This is a genomic window from Leptolyngbya sp. ST-U4 (genome assembly GCF_039962215.1).
GTDB lineage: Bacteria > Cyanobacteriota > Cyanobacteriia > Elainellales > Elainellaceae > Leptolyngbya_A.
In genome coordinates this window covers 1-20839 of sequence record NZ_JAMPKZ010000017.1, presented here as the reverse complement: position 1 = coordinate 20839, position 20839 = coordinate 1, and the positions used below count along the sequence as shown (strand labels likewise).

The following is a 20839-nucleotide window of genomic DNA, read 5'->3' as shown; positions in this document are numbered from 1 at the left end:
AGGGTTTAATCCAATACCGCTTCTTCCCTGACGGCAGCCCAGTTCTCCTCGTTTGCGGCGCAATTCGCTATGGTGGGAATTATGAAGAGATTTGAACGTTCCTTCCAGGCATTACGCCAATCGCTGGCAATTTTTCGATATAGCTATCGGGCACTAGAACTCGTTTGGACAACCGATCGCCGTTTGACTGTGATTGTGGCAGTTTTGACGCTGATTGCGGGTCTGTTGCCCGGAGCCATTGCTTATATCGGAAAGCTAATTGTCGATGGCGTGGTGCAGGCGGCTCAATTTGGGGGAATTGGACGAGAAACAGCTCTGTTTTATCTGGGGCTGGAGGCGCTGTGCGTTATCGTGCTTTCCGGTAGTCAGCAGGGGATTGCACTGTGTCAGTCTTTGCTGCGAGTGCTGCTGGGGCAAAAGGTGAATGTGCTGATTTTAGAAAAGGCACTCACGCTCGATCTGCGGCACTTTGAAGACTCCGAGTTCTACGACAAAATGAGCCGTGCCCGCCGGGAAGCTTCAACTCGTCCGCTGAGCTTGGTGGCGCGTACCTTTGGGCTGGTGAAAGATGTGCTGTCGCTGTTGACCTTTGGCGGCTTGCTGCTGCAATTCTCGGTCTGGTCGGTGATTTTGCTGATGGTGGCGGCAGTTCCGGCATTTGTGGCTGAAACTCGCTTTGCAGGCGCAGCTTTTCGGCTCTTCCGCTGGCGTGCCCCCGAAACGCGGGAGCAAACTTACCTGGAAACGCTGATCGCCCGCGAAGATTTTGCAATGGAGGTAAAGCTGTTTCAGTTGGGCGACCTGCTGCTGAGACGCTACCGTGCCGTGTTCGATCGCCTTTATCGCGAAGACCGGGATCTGACGATTCGCCGCAGCGGGTGGGGTTATGGGCTGAGTCTGGTGAGCACGATCGCTTTTTACCTCACTTATGTCTGGATTGTGCTGGCAACGATTAATGGACGGATTACGATCGGCGATCTGACGCTGTATCTCGTCGTGTTTCGGCAGGGACAGTCTACGTTTTCCTCGGTGCTGTCCGCGATCGGCGGAGCCTATGAGGATTGTCTGTACCTATCGAACCTGTACGAATTTCTCGAAGAAGATGTGCCGCCGCAAACCGGAACCGTGACCGAGGGTAGCCTTCCCGGAGATGGGATTCGGTTTGAGCAGGTTTCGTTTCGCTATCCCGACAGTTCCCGCTGGGCCGTGCGCGATATTTCCTTTCATCTGCAACCCGGAGAAAAGCTGGCGATCGTTGGACAAAACGGCTCTGGCAAAACTACGCTGATCAAGCTGCTGACGCGCCTTTATACTCCTGACTCCGGGCGAATTTTGCTGGATGGCATCGACCTGCGCGAGTGGGATCTGGAAGTGCTACAACGGCGAATCGGCGTGATTTTTCAAAACTTTGTGCGCTATCAGTTCACGGTGGGTGAAAACGTGGGCGCAGGCGATGTGACGCAGTTTGAGAATCAGCAGCGATGGGAAATTTCTGCCGAGAAGGGCACGGCGCGATCGTTTATCGACCATCTCCCCCAGGGATTTTATACGCGGCTGGGTCGCTGGTTCAAAGGCGGACAGGAGCTATCGGGTGGACAGTGGCAGAAAATTGCTCTCTCGCGGGCATTTATGCGATCGGGCGCAGATTTGCTGGTGCTGGATGAACCGACCTCCGCCATGGATGCCGAGGCTGAAGCAGAAATCTTCGATCGCTTTCGAGAAATGACCGAAAACCAGATGGCAATCTTGATCTCTCACCGCTTTTCGACCGTTCGCATGGCAGATCAGATCCTGGTGATGGAGCAGGGTGAAATTCTAGAGCATGGGACTCATGAAGAACTGCTGGCTCAGGGCAGACGCTATGCCAGGCTGTTTTCTTTGCAGGCGGCAGGATATCGGTAGGCACTGCTCGCTGAAGGCAACGCTAGACAATGCAAGTTGTGACAATGCGGGTGGTGTCGCAGAAACTGGTCAAGGGTAAGGTAGGTAAGCTCGGACACGCCCGATTTCTCTGCGATGTCTACTGCTTCTCTGTTTCAGGGGCAGCGCTCTTTGGAATTGCTGCTTAAGGGAATGCAAACGATACAGATTGTTTGTCCTTAAAAACTTTTTGCGACACAACCAATAAGGTTTATCGTCTAATCGTAGTTATACAGATGGGCGGGTAAGTTCCACGGTAATTGAGCCGCTAAAGTTGGGAATGGGGGGTGTCGGCTTCGTCAGGCGAACCTGCACCTGCTGAATTGAAGTAGAAGTCAGGATGGACTGGGCGATCGTTTCCGCTAGCTTTTCGATCAGCGCAAACTTGCAGGTTTGGATAATCTGCTGCACGATTTCAACGGCTTGAGCATAGTTGTAAGTATCGGAGAGACGATCGCTCTCCCCCGCTTCGGACAAATCCAGCCAGAGCACCAGATCGACGGAGAACCACTGTCCTAAAATTTGTTCTTCTGCCAGCGCACCTGTGTATCCGTAGGCGCGAATGTTATTAACGTACAGTCGATCCATGGGGGCTGACCGAGTGGGTAAGGAGTGGAGGGGTGAGGAGGTGAGGGGACTTGTGGTATTGCTCCTTCTAGCAATGTAGATCCTAGCAAGGTGGATCCTAGCAGGGAAAATCTCGATGGATAAAGGGTTTTGCGTCTGTGCCGCTGTAGGTGGCCACGATTTGACCCTGTCCGACAAGCTGATATTTGTAAGTCACCAGTCCTTCCAGTCCGACGGGGCCACGTGGGGGGAGTTTCTGGGTGCTGATGCCGACCTCTGCGCCAAAGCCATAGCGGAAGCCATCTGCAAAACGGGTCGAGCAGTTATGAAATACGCCTGCCGCATCAACCTGTGCCATAAATTCTGCCGCGGCTGCCTGATCTTCAGTGACGATCGCCTCGGTATGGCGAGAGCCGTAGGTATTGATGTGGGCGACGGCATCCTGAAGGGAATCGACGACTTTAATGGAAAGAATCAAATCGCTATACTCGGTTGACCAGTCTGCATCGGTGGCAAGTTCAGCGGAAATGATTTGACGAGTGCGATCGTCTCCGCGAAGCTCCACGCCTTTTTCACGCAGGGCAGTCGCAGCTAGGGGCAAAAACTCTGGCGCGATCGATGGGTGAACCAAGAGGGTTTCGATCGTGTTGCAGGCGGAAGGATACTGGGTTTTAGAGTCCAGTGCGATCGAAACTGCCTGCTGGAGATTGGCAGCGCGATCGATATAAAGATGACAGATGCCGTCTGCATGTCCCAGCACCGGAATGCGGGTATTTTCCTGCACAAAGCGGACAAACGCATTTGAGCCTCTGGGAATGATCAGATCCACACAGGATTCAAGTCGGAGCAGTGCCAGCGTTTCTTCGCGAGTCGTCAGTAGCCGCACAACAGCAGGATTGATATTGGCCTGGGTTAGCCCCGTTTGGATCGCCTTGACCAGTGCTTCACAGGAGCGAACCGCCTCTTTCCCGCCCTTGAGAATCACGCCGTTGCCCGACTTCACCGCCAGCGATGCAATCTGAATGACCGCATCGGGACGCGCCTCAAAAATGACTCCAACGACACCGAGAGGACAGGCAATTCGCCGCAGAATCAGCTCGGTATCCAGTTCACGATGAATCTGGACTGCCCCGATCGGATCAGGCAAACGCCCTACATCGCGCACTCCTGCGATCGCCGCCTTTAGTTTTGGCGCATCCAGCTTGAGCCGTCCATAGAGGGCATTGGCTAACCCTTCCGCCAGAGCCGCTTCACAGTCTGCCTGATTTGCCGCCAGAATTTCTGGGGTTGCCGCTTCGAGTGCCTGGGCGATCAATTCAATGGCGTGATCGCGATTTGCTAAAGAAAGCACAGCCAGTTGGCGGGCAGCGTCGCGAGTTTGCTGGGCAAGTGTGGTCAGATCTGGGGTAAAGGTCGAAGTCATAGCGGGGCGGCAGGTGAAAGGAGCAGGTAGCCAATCCTATCATTTTGACTGATTTTGCTCTACATCGCGGCTCGGCGCGGGATTGAAGCCGATTCATTAATAAATGGATGATTGCTTGAGGGCTATCGCTTAAGGGCAAGGGTTAGACCATCGGCGATCGGCAAGAGACTCAGTGTAATGCGATCGTCTTGATGAAGCTGTTCATTAAAGCGGCGGATCAGGTTAGTGCGGTTGTCCTGCTCCTGTGGGTCGGCGACTCGTCCAGACCAGAGAACATTGTCGATCGCAATCAATCCCCCCGGACGAATGAGCTGAAGGGCGCGATCGTAGTAGGCAGGATAGCTACTCTTATCAGCATCGATAAAAGCGAAATCAAAGGTGTTTGCCTGACCTTCTTGCAGAAGGCGATCGAGAGTTTCTAGGGCGGGGGCAAGGTGGAGGTCAATTTTATGGCTGACTCCAGCCGCTTTCCAGTAGCGACGGGCGATCGAGGTGTATTCTTCGCTGACATCACAGGCGATCAGTTTGCCGTCGTCGGGAAGTGCTAGTGCCACAGAGAGCGAACTATATCCGGTGAACACGCCGATTTCTAACGCCTTCTTCGCGCCCATCAGCTGCACTAAAAACGCCATAAACTGCCCCTGCTCCGGCGAGATTTGCATTTGACTCATCGGATGGCTTGCAGTTTCCTGACGTAGCTTTTGCAGCAGTTCGGGTTCGCGAAGAGAGTGGTTGAGCAGGTAGTGGTAGAGGCGATCGGTCAGGGAAAGATATTTGGCAGGCATAGGGGATGGGAAAGTGAGGGGTGACGGGGTGAGATACGAGGTGAGGAATAAATTCGGTTGACGGTTTGCCTATTTTGCTATATTCTAAAATGCGCCGCGAGCAGTAATTTTGTACTAAAACGAAAGACGTTTCCAGGGTTCAGCCTGCGGTAGGCAGTTATACCGGGCTTAAACGCCGAATGGAATGACAGCGAAATAAACGACAAACCAAATAAATGACAAACGAAATGAATGACAAATCTACTGAGGTATTTCTGAGCTGGACGAATTCAAGATAGTCTTTCAAGAAAATTTATTTTCGCAATTTTGTTGCTTAGGAAATTCTTTGAGGAACTCTATCAGGAACGATCGTCCTGAATGAGAAGCTGTTCTGGTCGAAGTCTCCCTTCTGGTAGATATCGGTCTTCCCTACGAATTGGAAGCTGAGTAAATAAAGGCTTTGTTTGCAATTCTTGAGAGAGATACCTCAATTTTGCAGTTTGTCGCTATAATTACCATCAACAAATTCTGAAAGAAGTTTACAAAACTTAAACTAATCGTTACAAACACTTATATTTTCAAGGCAATCAGCAATGGCACAGGTGTCTAACGCACAGGCAAAACTAATCGATTTTTTGAAAGATGAGCTGGCAGTTCCGACTCAGGCAATTGCCTTTGCGCTGCGGCAACCTCATCAGGGGGTTAATCTGCTGCCGATGATTCTCTGGCAGTATGGGCTGATCACGACCGAACAGCTCGATCGCATTTTTGAATGGATGGAAACAGCTTGAGAACGCGGAACGACGCAGCCTGGACGGAGGCAGTGTGGATTTCCGCCCCTTTATAAATAAGACAAAGTATTTAGAATTGTGAATAAGATGCTTCTCAGAGTGAGATGATTTCCCCCGCTGGGGGCAGGATGCTCATTCTGAGACAGGGCTATTCTTTTGAGGATGTGTTTTTGCGATTGGCAGTACGCTGCACCGGATCGATCGCCAGAAAAATTCTCATTTAGCCCACTAAACCTATAAGAAAGGAAACGCTGTACAAATGGCGATAAAAAATCAACCTCAGCCCTCCCGTTTCCGCCAGATAAGCAATATTTTGCTGCTTGTCTCAGGGCTGTTCCTGCTGGCAAACATCTTTTTGCCGAATCTATTCGGTTCGCAGGTTCCCCGCGTGCCCTATAGCCTGTTTATTCATCAGGTGCAGGATCAGGAGGTGACACGGGTTTCTGTCGGGCAAAACGAAATTCGCTATCAGCTCAAAGCGGATAATGACACCGCTGGGCAAGTTCTGGAAACCACACCGATTTTCGACCTGGAATTGCCCAAGCTGCTGGAAGACAACGGCGTTGAGTTTGCGGCTGCACCTCCGCCCAAAAATAACTGGATTGGCAGTGTCCTAAGCTGGGTGGTTCCACCGCTGATCTTTGTGGCAATCTGGCAGTTCTTCATCAGTCGCGGCAGTGGTGGACAGCAGGGTGTGTTGTCGATCGGTAAGAGCCGTGCCAAGGTTTATGTCGAAGGCGAAGCGGATAAAGTCACTTTTGCAGATGTTGCAGGGGTGGAAGAGTCTAAAACTGAGCTGGTTGAAATTGTTGATTTTCTGAAAAGTCCGCAGCGATTCACCCAGCTCGGCGCACGGATTCCGAAAGGGGTGCTGCTGGTTGGTCCTCCCGGAACCGGGAAAACGCTGTTAGCAAAGGCGGTTGCCGGAGAAGCAGGAGTTCCATTCTTCAGCATTTCGGGTTCGGAGTTTGTGGAACTGTTTGTAGGCGTTGGGTCTTCTCGCGTGCGCGACCTGTTTGAACAGGCGAAAAAGCAGGCTCCCTGCATTATCTTTATTGATGAGCTGGATGCGATCGGTAAATCTCGTGCCAGCAACGGCTTTTACGGCGGCAACGACGAGCGCGAGCAAACCCTGAACCAGTTGCTCACTGAAATGGATGGCTTTGCCGCAGGCGACCGGACCGTGATCGTACTGGCAGCCACCAACCGTCCTGAAACCCTCGATCCGGCGCTGTTGCGCCCTGGTCGCTTCGATCGTCAGGTCTTGGTCGATCGCCCCGACTTACAGGGAAGATTGGCAATTCTCAACATTCACTCTAAGGATGTGAAGCTGGGTCCCGATGTGGATCTGAAGGTGATTGCTACCCGCACTCCCGGATTCGCCGGAGCAGATTTGGCAAACCTGGTCAATGAAGCTGCACTGCTGGCAGCCCGAAATAACCGTCAGGCAGTGGCTCAAGAAGATTTTGCTGAAGCGATCGAGCGCGTTGTGGCAGGTCTGGAGAAAAAGAGTCGCGTCCTTAACGAGAAAGAGAAAAAGATCGTTGCCTACCACGAAGTTGGACATGCCATGGTAGGGTCAGTGATGCCCGGATCGGGTCGAGTCGAGAAGATTTCGATCGTGCCTCGTGGCATGGCAGCTCTGGGCTATACGCTTCAACTCCCGACCGAAGACCGTTTTCTGATGAGCGAAGCTGAGCTTCAGGGCGAAATTACTACGCTGTTGGGCGGGCGATCGGCAGAAGAAGTGGTGTTTGGCAGCATCACGACCGGAGCCTCCAATGACCTGCAACGGGCAACCGATCTGGCAGAGCGTATGGTGACAACCTACGGTATGAGCAAAGTTCTGGGTCCACTCGCGTATCAGCAAGGACAGCAGAATACCTTCCTTGGTGGTGATACGAATCCGCGTCGGATGGTCAGTGCCCAAACCGCAGAGGCGATCGATCAAGAAGTGAAAGGCATTGTCGATCGTGCCCACGAAACGGCTCTCACCCTTTTGAGAACTAATCGAGATTTGCTGGAAACGATCGCGATCAAGCTGATTGAAACCGAAGTGATCGAAGGGGAATCGTTGACGCAACTGCTGAGTCAGGTGAAGTCGATCGACGCCGAAGTGATCGAAGTCGCTCAAGCAGATCAGATGGCAGCAGCCCACTAGTTCTTGATGGCTTCGCTAAGCCTTCGGAATTAACCGAATGAATTGAATGAATTAAAGGGGCGATGAGTGGTACACAAACCATTTCTTGCCCCTTATTTTTGTGTATTTATTTTGCGTATTTATTTTTATGCGTTTAGTTTCGTCACTGGATCGGGTGACACAAAATTTGCTGAAGGCGATCGAGCAGTTTAGAAATGGGGATGCCATCCGGCAAGACTTCGGTTGCGATTCCTTCTTTAGACAACTGCAAAACAAACGATTGCCAGAACGCGACGAACTGCTGTTGCTCGGCGAAGAGGCTTGCTGCGTCAGGGACGGGTTGTTCTCCTCCTAGGGAAATGGGTTGCGGGTTCCAAACCAGAATCGGAGGCTTTCCTGGCATTTGGGCGAGTTCGTTCGCCATCTCAGGCAGTTGTGCTGGAGTATGACCGGGATAAACGCAAAACAAAAGTAGATTGACGCTGTGATGCTGAAGCTGATGCAGGACATCCGCCCAGGATTGAGCGACGGTACTCTGTAGTCCTGCCATTTGAAGATACTGAGCGATCGCCTGGGGGGTATGGGGCAATTTTGGCACGTTCACCTCAGCTCTGCCGATTGCCTCTGTTGACTCCTGCTGCGGCTTGAGAGAACCAGAAGCGATGCTCCCTTCGGGGAACTGCAAAGCAAGCGTCTCCGCAAGGGAACTGCTCTGGGCTACAGCAGGATTGGCTGCAAGTTGGCTATAGTCAACAATAAGCACATGGGGCGTCCAGTTCATTCCTGCCGCCATCTGGATCACTTGCAGCAAATCCTGGAGCGGGCAGTGAAGCTGTTCCTCTGGGCTGTCCCACGCCCCAGATAGACAGGGGAACACTCGCAGTGCCGGAATGTGATTGGCTGCTTCTGTTGCTTTTACCGTTAGTGTGACCAAGGGCAAGTTTGCCAGACAGGAAGACTGGCTCAACTGATGCAATGTGCTTGCCGGATCAGCAATATTCTGGTCTAAGAGCAGGACATCGGGCTTCCAGACTCGTGCCAGTAAATCTGCCTGATCCAGATCCTCAACTTCTAGCACCCGGCACTGCTGCTGATGAAGCTGGTTGGCGAGATGGGTGGGCTGTTGCCCCTGCGCTGGATTCAGGTAGAGAATCGTCAGGTTGGACTGCGATCGTTCTATCGCAATGGGTGTTCTTTTGATCAGCCGATCGAGGCAAGCCTGCAAAGCTGTAACCTGCACAGGCAAACTCAAAAAGCCATCGGCTCCATTCTGATACGCCAAATCTTTTTCCACCCGCATTGTGGTGACGACGACGGGAATGTGCTGCGTTTCGGGGTCGGTTTTGAGAAGTGTCAGCACGTCCCACCCAGACAGCAGCGGCAAAATTGGATTCAGGAAGATGATGCCCGGCTGGAGCCGCCGGATTTTTTCCAGGGCTTCTGTTCCCGATCGGGCAATGGCTGCCCGGTAGCCCAAGCCCATCAACTGGTGCGTCAACCCCTCAACTGCGAGCGTGTCTGCCTCAATCACGATCGCTATCCGATTACGATGCCCCGCCTGGTTTAATGCGGGCGATCGAAAATGCGACATGACCTGCGGCGGACTGGGCGGCAACAGCAGCGTGAACTCACTGCCGCGACCTTCCTGAGAAGTAAAGGTGACATCGCCACCATGCAGCCTGGCAAGTCGCTGCGTCAGGACTAAGCCCAGCCCCGTTCCCTCAAATCGACGCGTCATCGGGCTTTCAAGCTGCTGAAACTTCTGGAAAATGAGATGCTGCTTCTCCGCTGGAATTCCAATTCCGGTGTCCCAGATCGTAAACGCGATCCAGCCTTCCCAGGTTTCAACCCGCAGCCCCAGTTCCCCCTCCAGCGGGGTAAATTTAATCGCGTTTGTGAGCAGATTGGTGAGCATTTGCCGTAGCCGCAGCTCGTCCGCAATCAAATTGTGCAAATCAGGCTGGATGTTCAGTGTAAAGCGCACCGGGGGATGGTGAGGCAAGGCAGAGTCGGTGTGTTGCTCAACCATTTGGAGCTGACAGGCTTGCTCGTAGGCACGACGGCACACTTCTTCGATCGCCACGGGTTCTGGCAGCAAGTCAAGCTGTCCGGTTTCAATCCGAGTCAAGTCGAGAATGTTGTTGACGATTTGAATCAAATGCCGACCGCTCTGGTGGATTAACTGGGTGTAGCGTGCCTGGCGATCGTTCAACGCGCCGAGTGCCTGCTCCTTAAGCAGACTGGATAAGCCCAAAACTGCCGTCAGCGGTGTTTTCAATTCGTGGCTAATGCAGGCGAGAAATTCATCCTTCAGGCGGTTTAACTGCACCAGGTCTGCATTTTTGGCGGCGAGTTCCTTGGCCACCTGCTGCTGTTCGGTGATGTCCTGTGCCAGCACCAGCCAAAGGGATTCAGTTTGGTGCAGGCAATACCAATTCGGGTCAGGATTAAAACTCAAGGTTGCCAGTTTAAACTGGGGCAGCCAATCTGCCTGAGATTCCAATTCCCAGTGAGAAACAGCGTCATTTACCCTGCTGGAAAACGGCGACGTAGCCGAAGGCTGGCTTGTGGTTCCCATCGACACTTTCATAAACTGCCAGATCCGCTCCTGACCGTTTTTCATCGGGCACAGGCAAACGCAAGCATCGGGCGTTGTGCCAATCCGGCAAAGACCTGTAGCGTCGGCTTCTGGAGAAATTTGGCTAGCGGTTGCGTTCCAGTTTTCCCAGTCGCGGTTGCTTTGTCGTTCCACAGCAGGAGCGTCAAGGCGTGGAGGAACGCTGGCAGGCATTTTCTCAGCGGTGGCAGATCCGGTCTCAACTGAAAGCACCGCGTGCCGCTCAGCAGATTCTAGAGCCAGGGCTGCCTCGCACTGCACCTGATGGGGGTCACGCAGTTCGCCGATTTGCTGTCGCCATGCCAAATTTTGCGCGATCACCTGGCCGGCAGCGGTTTGCAGCATCAGGGGAATGGGCAAGCGTTCTAACAGTTCGACCAGCGGATCGGGGGCAGCAGACGGTTGTAGGGGAACGGACTTTTGGGCTGCCGGTTTTCCATCTGTGGGTTTTCCAGCTAAGGAATGACGCGACGCTGTACCCGAGGCTTGCCACTGTTCTTCGACCGTCTTCACCTCTTTTGCAGAGGCACGCTTTTTTGATGCCTGTTGGGTTTTGCCGGCTTTTGACTCACGCTTTGGCTCGCGAACCGTTTCAACGCTGAGCGGAGGGGTCTGGTGCGAGAGAAATTGCAGAAGACTGAGGCGATCGACTAAGCCGACAAAGTGGTGATTCGCGTCCAGCATGCCCCAATGCTGCTGATGAATCTGACCCAGATGGGGCTGGAGCTGATTGACTTGCTGATCAGCTGGCAGTAGGGTTAAATCTTCCAAAAGCATCTGTCCCTGTTGCAGGGCAGTTTGACAAAGCTGATAAATGCTCTGCTGAGCTTCTGTCGGTGCAGGTGTCGGTGCGGGCGAGTTTGTCTCCTGCTGCTGATCGGCTGATCGAATTCCCGATCGAATTCCCGCTTTAGAGAACTGGGGAGACACCCCGGGGGGCAAATAGGGCAAAAGCCGCAAAAGCCGCAGCACGCCGATCGGATAGCTCTGCTGGTCCAGCACCACAATTTGTTCACAGCCACGCTGACGAAAAATCTCCCACGCCTGGGCAACAGAATTCGTCACGGCGATCGCTGGAACAGAAACTAAAAACTTCTTGAGACGAACAGTAGCCATGAATTCATGCCGGGAAAGGTTCAAGAGACAAGCTGTGGCGCATGGGACAGCTCAAGGAACAGGCTTGCGGAAATAAAAGGCAGAACAGCGGAAATAAAAGGCAGAACAAAAGCAAAGCGTGGAAGCGGTTTTGAAAGGCGATCGTAGAAGTCGTCACACGACAGCGTATGCCAAGATCGAGCGAAACAGTAGGAATAAAAGCGCGACAGGTAACAGGGGTGATCAAAACTTAATCAGCCGAAGAAAAGCTCAGATTGACTGCATTTCAACGAATGAAGCGAACAGTGAGAGCAAAACCAATCCGATCGGGTAATCGAGTCAGGGTAGACGAGGGAAGGGTGGATCAGGAACTCGATCGCAACCTCCTAATCTGCTGGAAGGACATCTGGAGAGCGTACCTCAATTATGACGGCAGAAGGACTGAACCAACGGCTTTTTCAACTACAATGAATGTTAAGTATTCTAAGCATGACTGATATTTTTGCTTGGATTGCTTGTTTGAGCTTGTTTGAACTGATTGACTGACAAACAATAAACGACTCTGGCTTTCCCTCTGGTTTCTTCTGTTGTTCAGGTTGTTGTCCAGACTGCGATCCAGGTCGTATGGCTCAGGTATTTGTCTTCCACGGGTCGCCTAGCCTTGCGTTCACTTCTCTCGATCGGGATTCTTGCTGCCACAGCCGTTGTTCAGAAGCTGTCTGAAGCCTTAAAGCAGTCTGCTTCTGGTGACCAAGGGATAGTTGACTATGCCTTGAATGCTTTCACCGATACAGCAGATCTATTCAATTTTGTTCAGTCCAATCATGTAGACTGCCTGCTGCTTCAGGCGAACCCAACGCTGCAAGTCTTGCTCGACCAGCTCAATCGAGAAGCTATTTTTCTACCCACAGTCATCATTCAGCCTGAACCTGAGCGACCCTTGAGCGATTGCCAGTTTACTTATCACGCCGCAGTGCGACAGCTCAGTGTCCAGCAACTCGGACAGCTTGGGCTAGCAATCGACCAGGCAATCAGCAAATTTATTCAGCTTTCTCCGGGTAGCGCTGAGTCAGGTATGCCAGTGACCGCGACTGCGATCGAGGCTCTCGCAACCCACAAATCCCTGATGGAACAGCAGCTTCGTCTCGCCGAAAAACTTAAAGAGCGACTGGGTTACCTGGGAGTTTACTACAAGCGCAATCCCCAAAACTTTCTGCGTCACATGGCGCTAGAGCAGCGGGATGACCTGCTTCGGCAGCTCAAGGCAGAATATCGGGAAATTATCCTAATTTACTTTCTGAATGAGCCGTCGCTCAACGAGCAAATCGACAACTTTGTGAATGTCGCCTTCTTCGCTGATGTCCCTGTTTCGCAGATCGTTGAGATCCACATGGATTTAATGGACGAGTTTTCCAAGCATCTTAAGATCGAGGGGCGCAGCGACGAAGTTTTGCTGGATTATCGGCTCACGCTCATTGACACGATCGCCCATCTCTGTGAAATGTATCGCCGCTCAATTCCGAGAGAATCCTAGCCAAGAGACAGTTCTTGAAGGGTTCCTGCAAACTTGAGCAGGGCTAGAGACGAAGGCAAACTGCCCACAAAAGCCTGCATTGCTGAATCAAAACAGGCTGAGTATGATGGTATCTTTGTGGTGAATTCATTCGCAATACGCCTTGATTGCTTGGTTAAAGCATTCAGCTAAGGCAACCACCCCTCTCTATGCTCCATGAGTCCCCTTAAAAAAACTTACATTCTGAAGCTTTATGTTGCAGGCAATACACCCAACTCGGTACGAGCGTTAAGAACGCTGAACAATATCCTGGAAAAAGAGTTTCAGGGGGTGTACGCACTTAAAGTAATCGATGTTCTTAAAAATCCTCAGCTTGCTGAAGAAGATAAGATTCTAGCCACTCCTACCCTGGCAAAAATTCTGCCGCCTCCGGTGCGGAAAATTATTGGCGACCTCTCCGATCGAGAGCGAGTTTTGATTGGGCTAGACTTGCTCTACGATGAGCTTCAGGAGGAAGAAACCGAAATTGAATCGATCGAGGAACCGGAATAAGGCGATGGGGTAATTAGTAATGACTGAATTTTTCTGACAGGCCTGATATTACAAAGGAGTTGTGATGAAACTGTTTTAATCTCGACTGCTGAGAATCCCACCTTTTAAGCAACTTAAAGCAATCAGTCACCAAGCAATCAGTAATTAAAAGCAATAAATAACCACGCAACCAGTAACACCGTAGCAGTCAAGTCACGCTGCGTAAGCATAAGTTCTAGCAGGAAATCATGCTGCCTGACCAAGGGCACAGCGCAGTAAATTTTCAAACGCGATGGAGAACATTACCAAACCCTTTTCCATTTATTTGCTATATTTTCAAACTTGTCTCTTTTAACAAATTGATTTTAGGTGAAGGCTACGTTAACCCATGACCCAGATTAATCAGGATGGACAGCTTAGCAGTCAAAATGGTCAAACCCTGTTAGGGGTTCAGAAAATCCGTACCATGATTGAAGGCTTTGATGATATTAGTCATGGGGGGTTGCCTGCGGGCAGAACAACGCTTGTGAGCGGCACATCGGGAACAGGGAAAACGCTATTTGCAGTCCAGTTTCTCTACAGCGGCATTATTTATTTTGACCAGCCCGGAATTTTTGTCACCTTTGAAGAGTCGCCTGCTGACATTATCAAAAACGCTTTTAGCTTTGGTTGGGATCTGCAAAAGCTGATCGATGAAGGCAAGCTGTTTATTCTCGATGCGTCCCCCGATCCCGAAGGGCAGGACGTGATTGGCAATTTTGATCTTTCCGCATTAATCGAGCGAATTCAATACGCGATCCGCAAATATAATGCAAGGCGGGTGTCGATCGACTCAGTCACCTCAGTGTTCCAACAGTATGACGCAGCATCCGTGGTTCGTCGGGAAATCTTTCGTTTGGTTGCCCGCCTGAAGCAGGTTGGCGCAACGACGATCATGACGACTGAACGGGTAGAGGAATACGGACCTGTTGCTCGTTTTGGCGTGGAAGAGTTTGTGTCAGACAATGTGGCGATCGTGCGAAATGTGCTGGAAGGTGAACGACGCAGACGAACGATCGAAATTTTAAAGCTGCGCGGCACAACCCACATGAAAGGGGAATATCCTTTCACGATTACCGATGACGGCATTAATATTTTCCCGCTGGGGGCAATGCGCCTGACGCAGCGATCGTCGAATGTGCGCGTCTCGTCTGGAGTCAGAACACTGGACGAAATGTGCGGTGGCGGCTTTTTCAAAGATTCAATCATTCTGGCAACCGGGGCAACGGGAACCGGAAAAACGCTGCTGGTCAGCAAATTCCTTCAGAACGCCTGCCGGATTGGTGAACGTGCCCTGCTGTTTGCCTACGAAGAATCTCGTGCTCAGCTTTCTCGCAACGCCTACTCGTGGGGCATTGACTTTGAGGATCTGGAGCAGCGCGGCTTACTCAAAATTATCTGCGCCTATCCTGAATCTGCTGGACTCGAAGATCATTTGCAGATCATCAAATCGGAGATCGCCGAGTTTAAGCCTTCTCGCATTGCGATCGATTCCCTTTCTGCGCTAGCGCGGGGAGTAAGCAACAATGCCTTCCGTCAATTTGTGATTGGTGTAACGGGATTTGCTAAGCAAGAGGAAATCACCGGATTCTTCACCAACACCTCTGATCAGTTTATGGGAGCGCACTCAATTACCGATTCCCATATTTCTACCATTACCGACACGATCATTCTGCTGCAATACGTCGAGATTCGCGGCGAAATGGCGCGGGCAATCAACGTCTTTAAGATGCGCGGCTCCTGGCACGATAAAGGCATCCGTGAATATGTGATTAGCGATCGAGGTCCAGAAATCAAGGATTCCTTCCGCAACTTCGAGCGGATTATTAGCGGCTCGCCCAGCCGAGTGAGTATAGATGAGAAAAACGAGCTGTCGCGCATCGTCCGCAGCTTCCAGGAAAAATCGGACGAAGGCACACCGGAACGCTAAGGCAGCGAAACGCTTTTACTTTATCTTGTAATTTATTAATTTATAGAGATATAGAGACTCTGGATTACCGGGGCTTCCTATTCATCAGACTGAAATATCAGGTTGAAATAGTCGCAAGGGCAGTTTTTAAACCGCCCTACAGGATCAACAGGAGCGATGACTTGATCGGAGATTCCCTCGAAATCTAATAATCCGTCTCTTCCTCGTATTCCACAACTCGTCTCCGTTCAGGAAGATTCACCGGAGGAGCAGGCTGTGGGTTTTCGTCATCTGCCCAAGCATCCTTTGTCAGATCCTCATCGGGAGTCGCGTACTCCATCTGGCGATATTCTGGGCGATCGACAGGAATCTCTTGATACTCGACTTCGGCATACTGCTGCTGCTTGCCGCCCCAGTTATCTTCCTCTTCGAGATACACAGGCTCGGGTTGGCGTAGCTCTTTTAGCTGGCGGCGGGGTTGCGCTTCGCTCCAGTTGTCTTCGTCCCAGGTTTCTTCAGCGACAGGCGTTCTGACTTGCAGTGGCTCAACAGGCGTACGAATCCCAGAAGGAAGCTGATTGACGGCAGCCGTGGGCGTCACGTAAGCATCGTCTTCGTCTCTCGCCCAGGCAGGTCTGGCAATACCAATCCGCTCCAGCAGACCCACTGTGAGCTGACTGAGTTTCTCTTCTGCTCCCTCAAACACAATCAGACGATCGGGTCCACTGCTAACCACCTCATCCATTGATAGCTCGTAGGTGCTAACCAACTGATCGGGGATCTGGGGTAGCCCAAAGGTAGCAATTACGATCGACTCAACGCGACCATCGCGCTTGTCAAACTTAAAGCCGCGCACCTTGCCCAGCATCTCTCCTGTCTCGGTGATGACTTCGCTATTAATCAGCTTGCTGTATGCCTCGGTGTTGAAATCGTCTTCGATCACATCGTCATCTTCCACCAGCAGCACATCCCCAATCTGGCTGATACTGCTTAGCAACACCGTCTGCTGCACCGAGGACACCACCCCAGACAGCAGACTTTCACGAATCCCGATCGCCACCACTTCCCGGCTATCGACATCAACCCAAAGCTGGCTGACCACCCCCAGCCGTTTCCCGCCATCGCGAGTAATCAACTGTGTTCCAATCAGGTCAGACCGTTGGCAATACTGTTGTTCAAAATTCATTTGCGCGTCCCAATCCCGAAACCGCGTTTGGTATTCGTTCAGTTTGAATAAATCTAATAAAGATACCGTTAGATATCAATATTAATCAAGATTAGAATCAATCTCCAAAATCTGTGGACTAGCCCCAAACAAGTTATTCCACTATAGCGGACGCTGGTTACTTTTGTTGACCTAGCTCGAAGCGGGTTGAGCCTGTAGGTCGATGCCTAAAACCTGCGTGTAGGCACCCCTTGCCTGAGTCACGCCGATCGTCCGCTGAGCCGACTCAATCATCGGTCGTCGCAGGCTGACCACGATAAATTGTGCCTGCTGCGCCTGATGCTTAATCATTTTTGATAATCGTTCGACGTTTGCTCCATCCAGGAACATATCAACTTCATCAAAGGCGTAAAAAGGCGAAGGGCGATAGCGTTGCAGCGCAAAAATAAAGCTCAGGGCTGTGAGCGATTTCTCGCCTCCCGACATTGAAGCTAAGCGCTGCACAGGCTTACCCTTCGGATGCGCGACCAGATTTAGCCCGCTCGCAAAGGGATCCTGCGGATTGTCGAGCTGCAAATAGCCGTCCCCGTCGGACAGTTCCGCAAAGATGACCTGAAAGTTTTGATTTACCACATCAAATGCCTCTTTAAAGGCTCGCTGCCGCAGGGTTGTAAAGTTCTCGATCCGCAGCAGCAGTTCGGTACGCTCTTCATCCAGCGTTGCCAGCTTTTGACTCAGCTCTTCCAGCCGCGCCTGGGTGCGATCGTATTCTTCCAGCGCCAGCATATTGACAGGTTCCATTGCCTGAAGCCGCTTTTGCATCGAGCGCAGTTCATGTTGCAGGGCAGTCAGGTCCGCAATCGTTTCAGGGATCTCCGGCAAAGGATCGGGCAATTCGGCACGCTGGGCTTCAATCTGTTCCTGAAGCGCGACGAGTTCCTGACGACGGTTTTGCTGGGTTTCGTGCAGTTTTTGCCCCTGCCACTCAAGCTGCTGCTGCTGGTTTTGCTGTTCCCGAAGCTGTCGCTCTGCGCGATCGCGCTCTTGCTTTTCGGCGGAAAGGGTTTGGTCTAGGGTTGATAAGGCAGTTTGCACCTCTGTAATTTGATCGCGCAGCGAGAACTGCTGGCTACTGAGAGTCGATCGCTGATTGAGCTGAGAAGCTTGTTGTGTCCGGCATTCCTGCAGTCGCTGTCGAAGCTGATTGGTCTTTTCTTGAATTCGCTGTCGCTGGGTCTCTAGCTCCTGGAGTCGCTGCATTGCTGCCTGGAGAGCCAGCTGACGATCGCTCAACGCTGCCTCTTTCGATCGAATGGTTGCCTGCATCTGCTGCCATTCGCTGTGGGTTTGGGATTGCTCTAGCTCTGCCAGGACTTGTCGCTGCTGATTCAGCTCAGTTTCCTGCTGAGGAATGTTCTGCTCCAGATGGTGCAGTCGCTCCTGGGCGGTCGTTAGCTCCTGGGTGAAGTGAGAGATTTGCGTCCGCAACTGTCCTTCCTGCGCGACGGCATGGGCGAGCTGATGCTGGAGTTGCTCTGCCTGAAGCTGGGTTTCGCGATGCTGCTGACGGGCTTCCTGCAATGCCTGAGCCTGCTGTCGCACATGGCGATTTTCTTGGTCGATCGCCTGCTGACACCGATCGAGAATCCGGTCAATTTCACGCAGCCGATCGCGTAGTGCCAACACTTCCACCGATTCCGCAGGTTCCACTGTGCCAAAGTGAAGTGAGCCACGCTGAGACTGAAGGCTTCCCCCGGTCATCGCGCCGCTCGGCTCCAGCAGTTCTCCGTCCAGCGTCACGATGCGGTACTGTCCCAGGTGACGACGGGCAGCTTCCAGGGTTTGAAAGACAACAGTGCTGCCAAACACGTAGGCAAACACATCTCGGTAGCGATCGTCGCATTCAATCAAATTGCTGGCGTAGTCAATAAACCCATTGGGGCGTTTCCAGGCTGAGATCGGATCGAACTGAGGTGGCTTAATTTTGTTAAGCGGCAGAAACGTGGCTCGTCCGCCTCGCTTTTGTTTCAGCAGCGCAATTCCAGCCGCTGCCACTCCATCATCTTCGACGACCAATTGGGCTAATCGTCCGCCTGCCGCAATCTCCAACGCAAGCTGATACTGCGGATCAACCCGTCCAAGCTGTGCGACTACGCCGCAAATTCCCGGCAACCCAGCCTCCAGGAGCATTTGCGTGGTGCCCGTTCCCTGGGTTTCGCGAACTGCCTGAATCTGCGCTTCTAGCTTGTCGAGCTGTCGCTGCTTGTCTCGCTGTTCTTTCAGGAGCCGAGCCTGGGTTTCCTGCTGGGTTTGCAGTTCTCGTTCTGCCCTAGCATGGTACAGATCAAAGGTGTCTACCTGCTGTTTAAAGTAGGCCAGCTGATTTTCTGCTTCAATTCGTTCGGCTTGCTTTGCCGCAATTTCTTCGGCGATCGTTCCCAGTGTCGCTGTCTGTTCTGCAATTTTCTGGCGAAGCTGGGTGACTCGTTCTTGGAGACGGGCTTGCTCGGTGCGTTGGGGCTCGAGGGTTTGCAGAATTGCTTCAATGCCGTGTCGGAGAGCGGTCTGCTCCTGAACCCAAGCTTCTGACGCGGACGCGATCGCACTTGCTGCTTCCCGACTGGCTTCAAGGGACTGCTGCGCCTGATGATAGTCCGACTGCAAAGAGACGAGCGCTTGCGTTTCAAGCCTGTTCTTCTCTTGCGTCACCTGCTCCAGCGCACCAATCTGCTCCTGAATCTCCCGCTGCGTCCGCTCCAGATTTGCAGCAATTTCCTTACTAGAGTCCAGCAGATTTTGTTCTTGCCGCTGTAGCTGTCTTAGCTCTGCCTCACGAGTTGCCAAGGTTGCCTGGAGTGCCAGAAGCTCGTCTTCTCCGAGTGCTTTAACCCGCGTATTCAACCGATCGAGTTCATGAACGGCAACCTGAATTTGCTGTACGAACTCTGCAATCTGTGTTTGGAGTTCTGCTTGGGTACGATCGCCTGCGGTAATTTGTGCCTGAAGATGGCCTGCCTGCCGTACTTGAGCCTGCCAGACTAACACAGCCTCCCATTGGGACTTGAGTTGCAAGTCAGCTTTGAGCCGCTGATATTTCTCAGCCTTGATGCGATCCTGGGAGAGCCGATCGCGCTGCGCCATTAGCTCTCGTTCTACAATTCGAAATTTCTCTTCGCGTTCCTTGACTGCATCCAGCTTGTCTTTTGCCTGAACGATTTTGCGATCGAAGGCAGCAACCCCCGCCAGCTCATCAATAATTTCCCGCCGTTCCCGCGGATTCATCGAGATAATGCTGGTAACGTCTCCCTGTAGAACAACGTTGTAGCCTTCGGGATAAATTCTGAACTTGTGAAGCTGTTCGTGTAGTTCAGTTAGGGTGCAGGGCAGCCCGTTAATTGCATAGCTAGAGGTATAGGTTCCTTGCTGAGTAACACGCAGCTTACGGGTAACGCTCCATTCCCGAAGATGACCATTGGAAACGTAATGCTCTGACGTTTTACCGTTGGTGGAGTGACCTGTAGAGTGACCGTTTTGGAAGGGATGAGTTGCTACAATTTCCTCTTCGGAGGAATCAGGCTGGGTGAAAGGATTTTCAACATCGCTACTAGAGGGTTCATCTGCACCGTTGTCCTCTCGATCGTCGCTTTCCCATTCTGTCTCATCCAGGGCAAACGTGACCGTTACACTTGCCTCAACCATCGACCTACCGCGTCCCATCTGGCTCTGGTTCACCAGATCGGGCAGTCGCTCTGCCCGCATTCCCTTAGAGCTAGATAAACCGAGCGCAAACAGCAGGGCATCTAGAATATTTGATTTCCCAGAGCCATTTGGACCCGAAATCACGGTAAACCCCGGCAGCAGGGGAACTCCTGTTGTGCCGCCAAAGGACTTGAAGTGGGATAACTCAACGCGCTTGATATACACGTCGTAAAGTCAGAAGGTTAAGTACGGATATACTAATCGCTCTGGGCGAAATTCGCAACAGAACAATGCAAACTAAGAGGGAATCATAGCGGCAAATTCAGAATCTGCACCGAAAAAATAAAAGAATTCTGGATAAGTTATAGGATTTAGGCGATCGTCACTGAAAGTCTTTCCTCAAATGTAAAAATCAAATGCAAAAAGACACCCTCCTTGAGGAGAGTGCCTTGATTGCTAAGCAGCGAGAGCTTAACCGTGGATAGCGGGAGCGGTGACTGCAACAGGAGCAGCCTCACCCGCAGCCAGGTCAAGCGGGAAGTTGTGAGCATTACGCTCGTGCATCACTTCCATGCCCAGGTTCGCCCGGTTCAACACATCCGCCCAGGTGTTCACCACCCGTCCCTGCGAATCCAGAATGCTCTGGTTGAAGTTGAAGCCGTTCAG

The 20839-nt window shown here is 52.0% G+C and carries 13 protein-coding genes and 1 pseudogene; 7 read left to right on the top strand and 7 right to left on the bottom strand.

Annotation, left to right across the window (positions count from 1 at the left end; translation table 11 throughout):
* Positions 1-81 precede the first annotated feature (81 nt).
* Both NDA02_RS20040 and NDA02_RS20035 read left to right on the top strand, forming a co-directional pair.
* Positions 82-1902, top strand: a complete 1821-nt coding sequence (locus NDA02_RS20040; protein ID WP_190794536.1) for an ABC transporter ATP-binding protein — start codon at positions 82-84, stop codon at positions 1900-1902.
* A gap of 29 nt (positions 1903-1931) precedes the next feature.
* Positions 1932-2069, top strand: coding sequence for a hypothetical protein (locus NDA02_RS20035; RefSeq protein WP_348255696.1), 138 nt, complete (start codon positions 1932-1934; stop codon positions 2067-2069).
* A gap of 79 nt (positions 2070-2148) precedes the next feature.
* Here NDA02_RS20035 and folB read toward each other — a convergent pair whose 3' ends face one another.
* The 3 genes from folB to NDA02_RS20020 all read right to left on the bottom strand — a co-directional run bounded on the left by folB (position 2149) and on the right by NDA02_RS20020 (position 4695).
* Entirely contained in the window at positions 2149-2508 is a 360-nt protein-coding gene (gene folB / locus NDA02_RS20030) for a dihydroneopterin aldolase (RefSeq protein ID WP_190794537.1), read from the bottom strand.
* Positions 2509-2605: 97 nt separating this feature from the next.
* Positions 2606-3910 (bottom strand): glutamate-5-semialdehyde dehydrogenase, encoded by a 1305-nt coding sequence (locus NDA02_RS20025; RefSeq protein ID WP_190794538.1) that lies wholly within the window; start codon positions 3908-3910, stop codon positions 2606-2608.
* 122 nt (positions 3911-4032) lie between these two features.
* Positions 4033-4695 carry a class I SAM-dependent methyltransferase gene (locus NDA02_RS20020; protein WP_190794539.1) on the bottom strand — a complete coding sequence of 221 codons (663 nt, stop codon included), beginning with the start codon at positions 4693-4695 and terminating at the stop codon, positions 4033-4035.
* A 572-nt stretch (positions 4696-5267) separates the two neighbouring features.
* Here NDA02_RS20020 and NDA02_RS20015 point away from each other — a divergent pair.
* Positions 5268-5465, top strand: a complete 198-nt coding sequence (locus NDA02_RS20015) for a DUF2949 domain-containing protein (RefSeq protein WP_190789746.1) — start codon at positions 5268-5270, stop codon at positions 5463-5465.
* Between the two features lie 259 nt (positions 5466-5724).
* Positions 5725-7626 carry an ATP-dependent zinc metalloprotease FtsH4 gene (gene ftsH4, locus NDA02_RS20010; protein ID WP_190789745.1) on the top strand — a complete coding sequence of 634 codons (1902 nt, stop codon included), beginning with the start codon at positions 5725-5727 and terminating at the stop codon, positions 7624-7626.
* Positions 7627-7768: 142 nt separating this feature from the next.
* On the opposite strand, the gene NDA02_RS20005 is transcribed toward ftsH4, so the two are convergent.
* The gene (locus NDA02_RS20005) at positions 7769-11338 is read right to left on the bottom strand and encodes a hybrid sensor histidine kinase/response regulator (protein ID WP_190789744.1); all 3570 of its coding nucleotides are present in this window, start codon (positions 11336-11338) and stop codon (positions 7769-7771) included.
* A 640-nt stretch (positions 11339-11978) separates the two neighbouring features.
* On the opposite strand from NDA02_RS20005, the gene NDA02_RS20000 reads away from it, so the two are divergent.
* From NDA02_RS20000 to kaiC, 3 genes are all read left to right on the top strand, one after another.
* A complete protein-coding gene (locus NDA02_RS20000; protein ID WP_190789743.1) occupies positions 11979-12851 on the top strand; it encodes a circadian clock protein KaiA in 873 nt (290 codons plus the stop codon).
* A gap of 195 nt (positions 12852-13046) precedes the next feature.
* On the top strand, positions 13047-13382 hold the full coding sequence (gene kaiB / locus NDA02_RS19995; protein WP_190789742.1) for a circadian clock protein KaiB: 336 nt from the start codon (positions 13047-13049) through the stop codon (positions 13380-13382).
* Between the two features lie 367 nt (positions 13383-13749).
* Positions 13750-15330 carry a circadian clock protein KaiC gene (gene kaiC / locus NDA02_RS19990; protein ID WP_348248053.1) on the top strand — a complete coding sequence of 527 codons (1581 nt, stop codon included), beginning with the start codon at positions 13750-13752 and terminating at the stop codon, positions 15328-15330.
* 184 nt (positions 15331-15514) lie between these two features.
* Here kaiC and NDA02_RS19985 read toward each other — a convergent pair whose 3' ends face one another.
* The 3 genes and pseudogenes from NDA02_RS19985 to NDA02_RS19975 all read right to left on the bottom strand — a co-directional run.
* Complete coding sequence (locus tag NDA02_RS19985; RefSeq protein ID WP_190790749.1) at positions 15515-16495, bottom strand: PRC-barrel domain-containing protein; 981 nt, start codon at positions 16493-16495, stop codon at positions 15515-15517.
* Between the two features lie 171 nt (positions 16496-16666).
* Entirely contained in the window at positions 16667-20398 is a 3732-nt protein-coding gene (gene smc / locus NDA02_RS19980) for a chromosome segregation protein SMC (protein WP_190790750.1), read from the bottom strand.
* 246 nt (positions 20399-20644) lie between these two features.
* Positions 20645-20839 (bottom strand): annotated as a pseudogene (locus NDA02_RS19975) (photosystem II q(b) protein); the annotation flags it as partial.

Bases quoted from the DNA above. Each gene is read 5' to 3' on its own strand.
- kaiB (WP_190789742.1), top strand. From the start codon at position 13,047: ATGAGTCCCCTTAAAAAAACTTACATTCTGAAGCTTTATGTTGCAGGC.
- NDA02_RS20020 (WP_190794539.1), bottom strand. From the start codon at position 4,695: ATGCCTGCCAAATATCTTTCCCTGACCGATCGCCTCTACCACTACCTG.
- NDA02_RS20015 (WP_190789746.1), top strand. From the start codon at position 5,268: ATGGCACAGGTGTCTAACGCACAGGCAAAACTAATCGATTTTTTGAAA.
- NDA02_RS20040 (WP_190794536.1), top strand. From the start codon at position 82: ATGAAGAGATTTGAACGTTCCTTCCAGGCATTACGCCAATCGCTGGCA.
- kaiC (WP_348248053.1), top strand. From the start codon at position 13,750: ATGACCCAGATTAATCAGGATGGACAGCTTAGCAGTCAAAATGGTCAA.
- NDA02_RS20025 (WP_190794538.1), bottom strand. From the start codon at position 3,910: ATGACTTCGACCTTTACCCCAGATCTGACCACACTTGCCCAGCAAACT.
- NDA02_RS20005 (WP_190789744.1), bottom strand. From the start codon at position 11,338: ATGGCTACTGTTCGTCTCAAGAAGTTTTTAGTTTCTGTTCCAGCGATC.
- ftsH4 (WP_190789745.1), top strand. From the start codon at position 5,725: ATGGCGATAAAAAATCAACCTCAGCCCTCCCGTTTCCGCCAGATAAGC.
- folB (WP_190794537.1), bottom strand. From the start codon at position 2,508: ATGGATCGACTGTACGTTAATAACATTCGCGCCTACGGATACACAGGT.
- NDA02_RS19985 (WP_190790749.1), bottom strand. From the start codon at position 16,495: ATGAATTTTGAACAACAGTATTGCCAACGGTCTGACCTGATTGGAACA.
- NDA02_RS20035 (WP_348255696.1), top strand. From the start codon at position 1,932: ATGCAAGTTGTGACAATGCGGGTGGTGTCGCAGAAACTGGTCAAGGGT.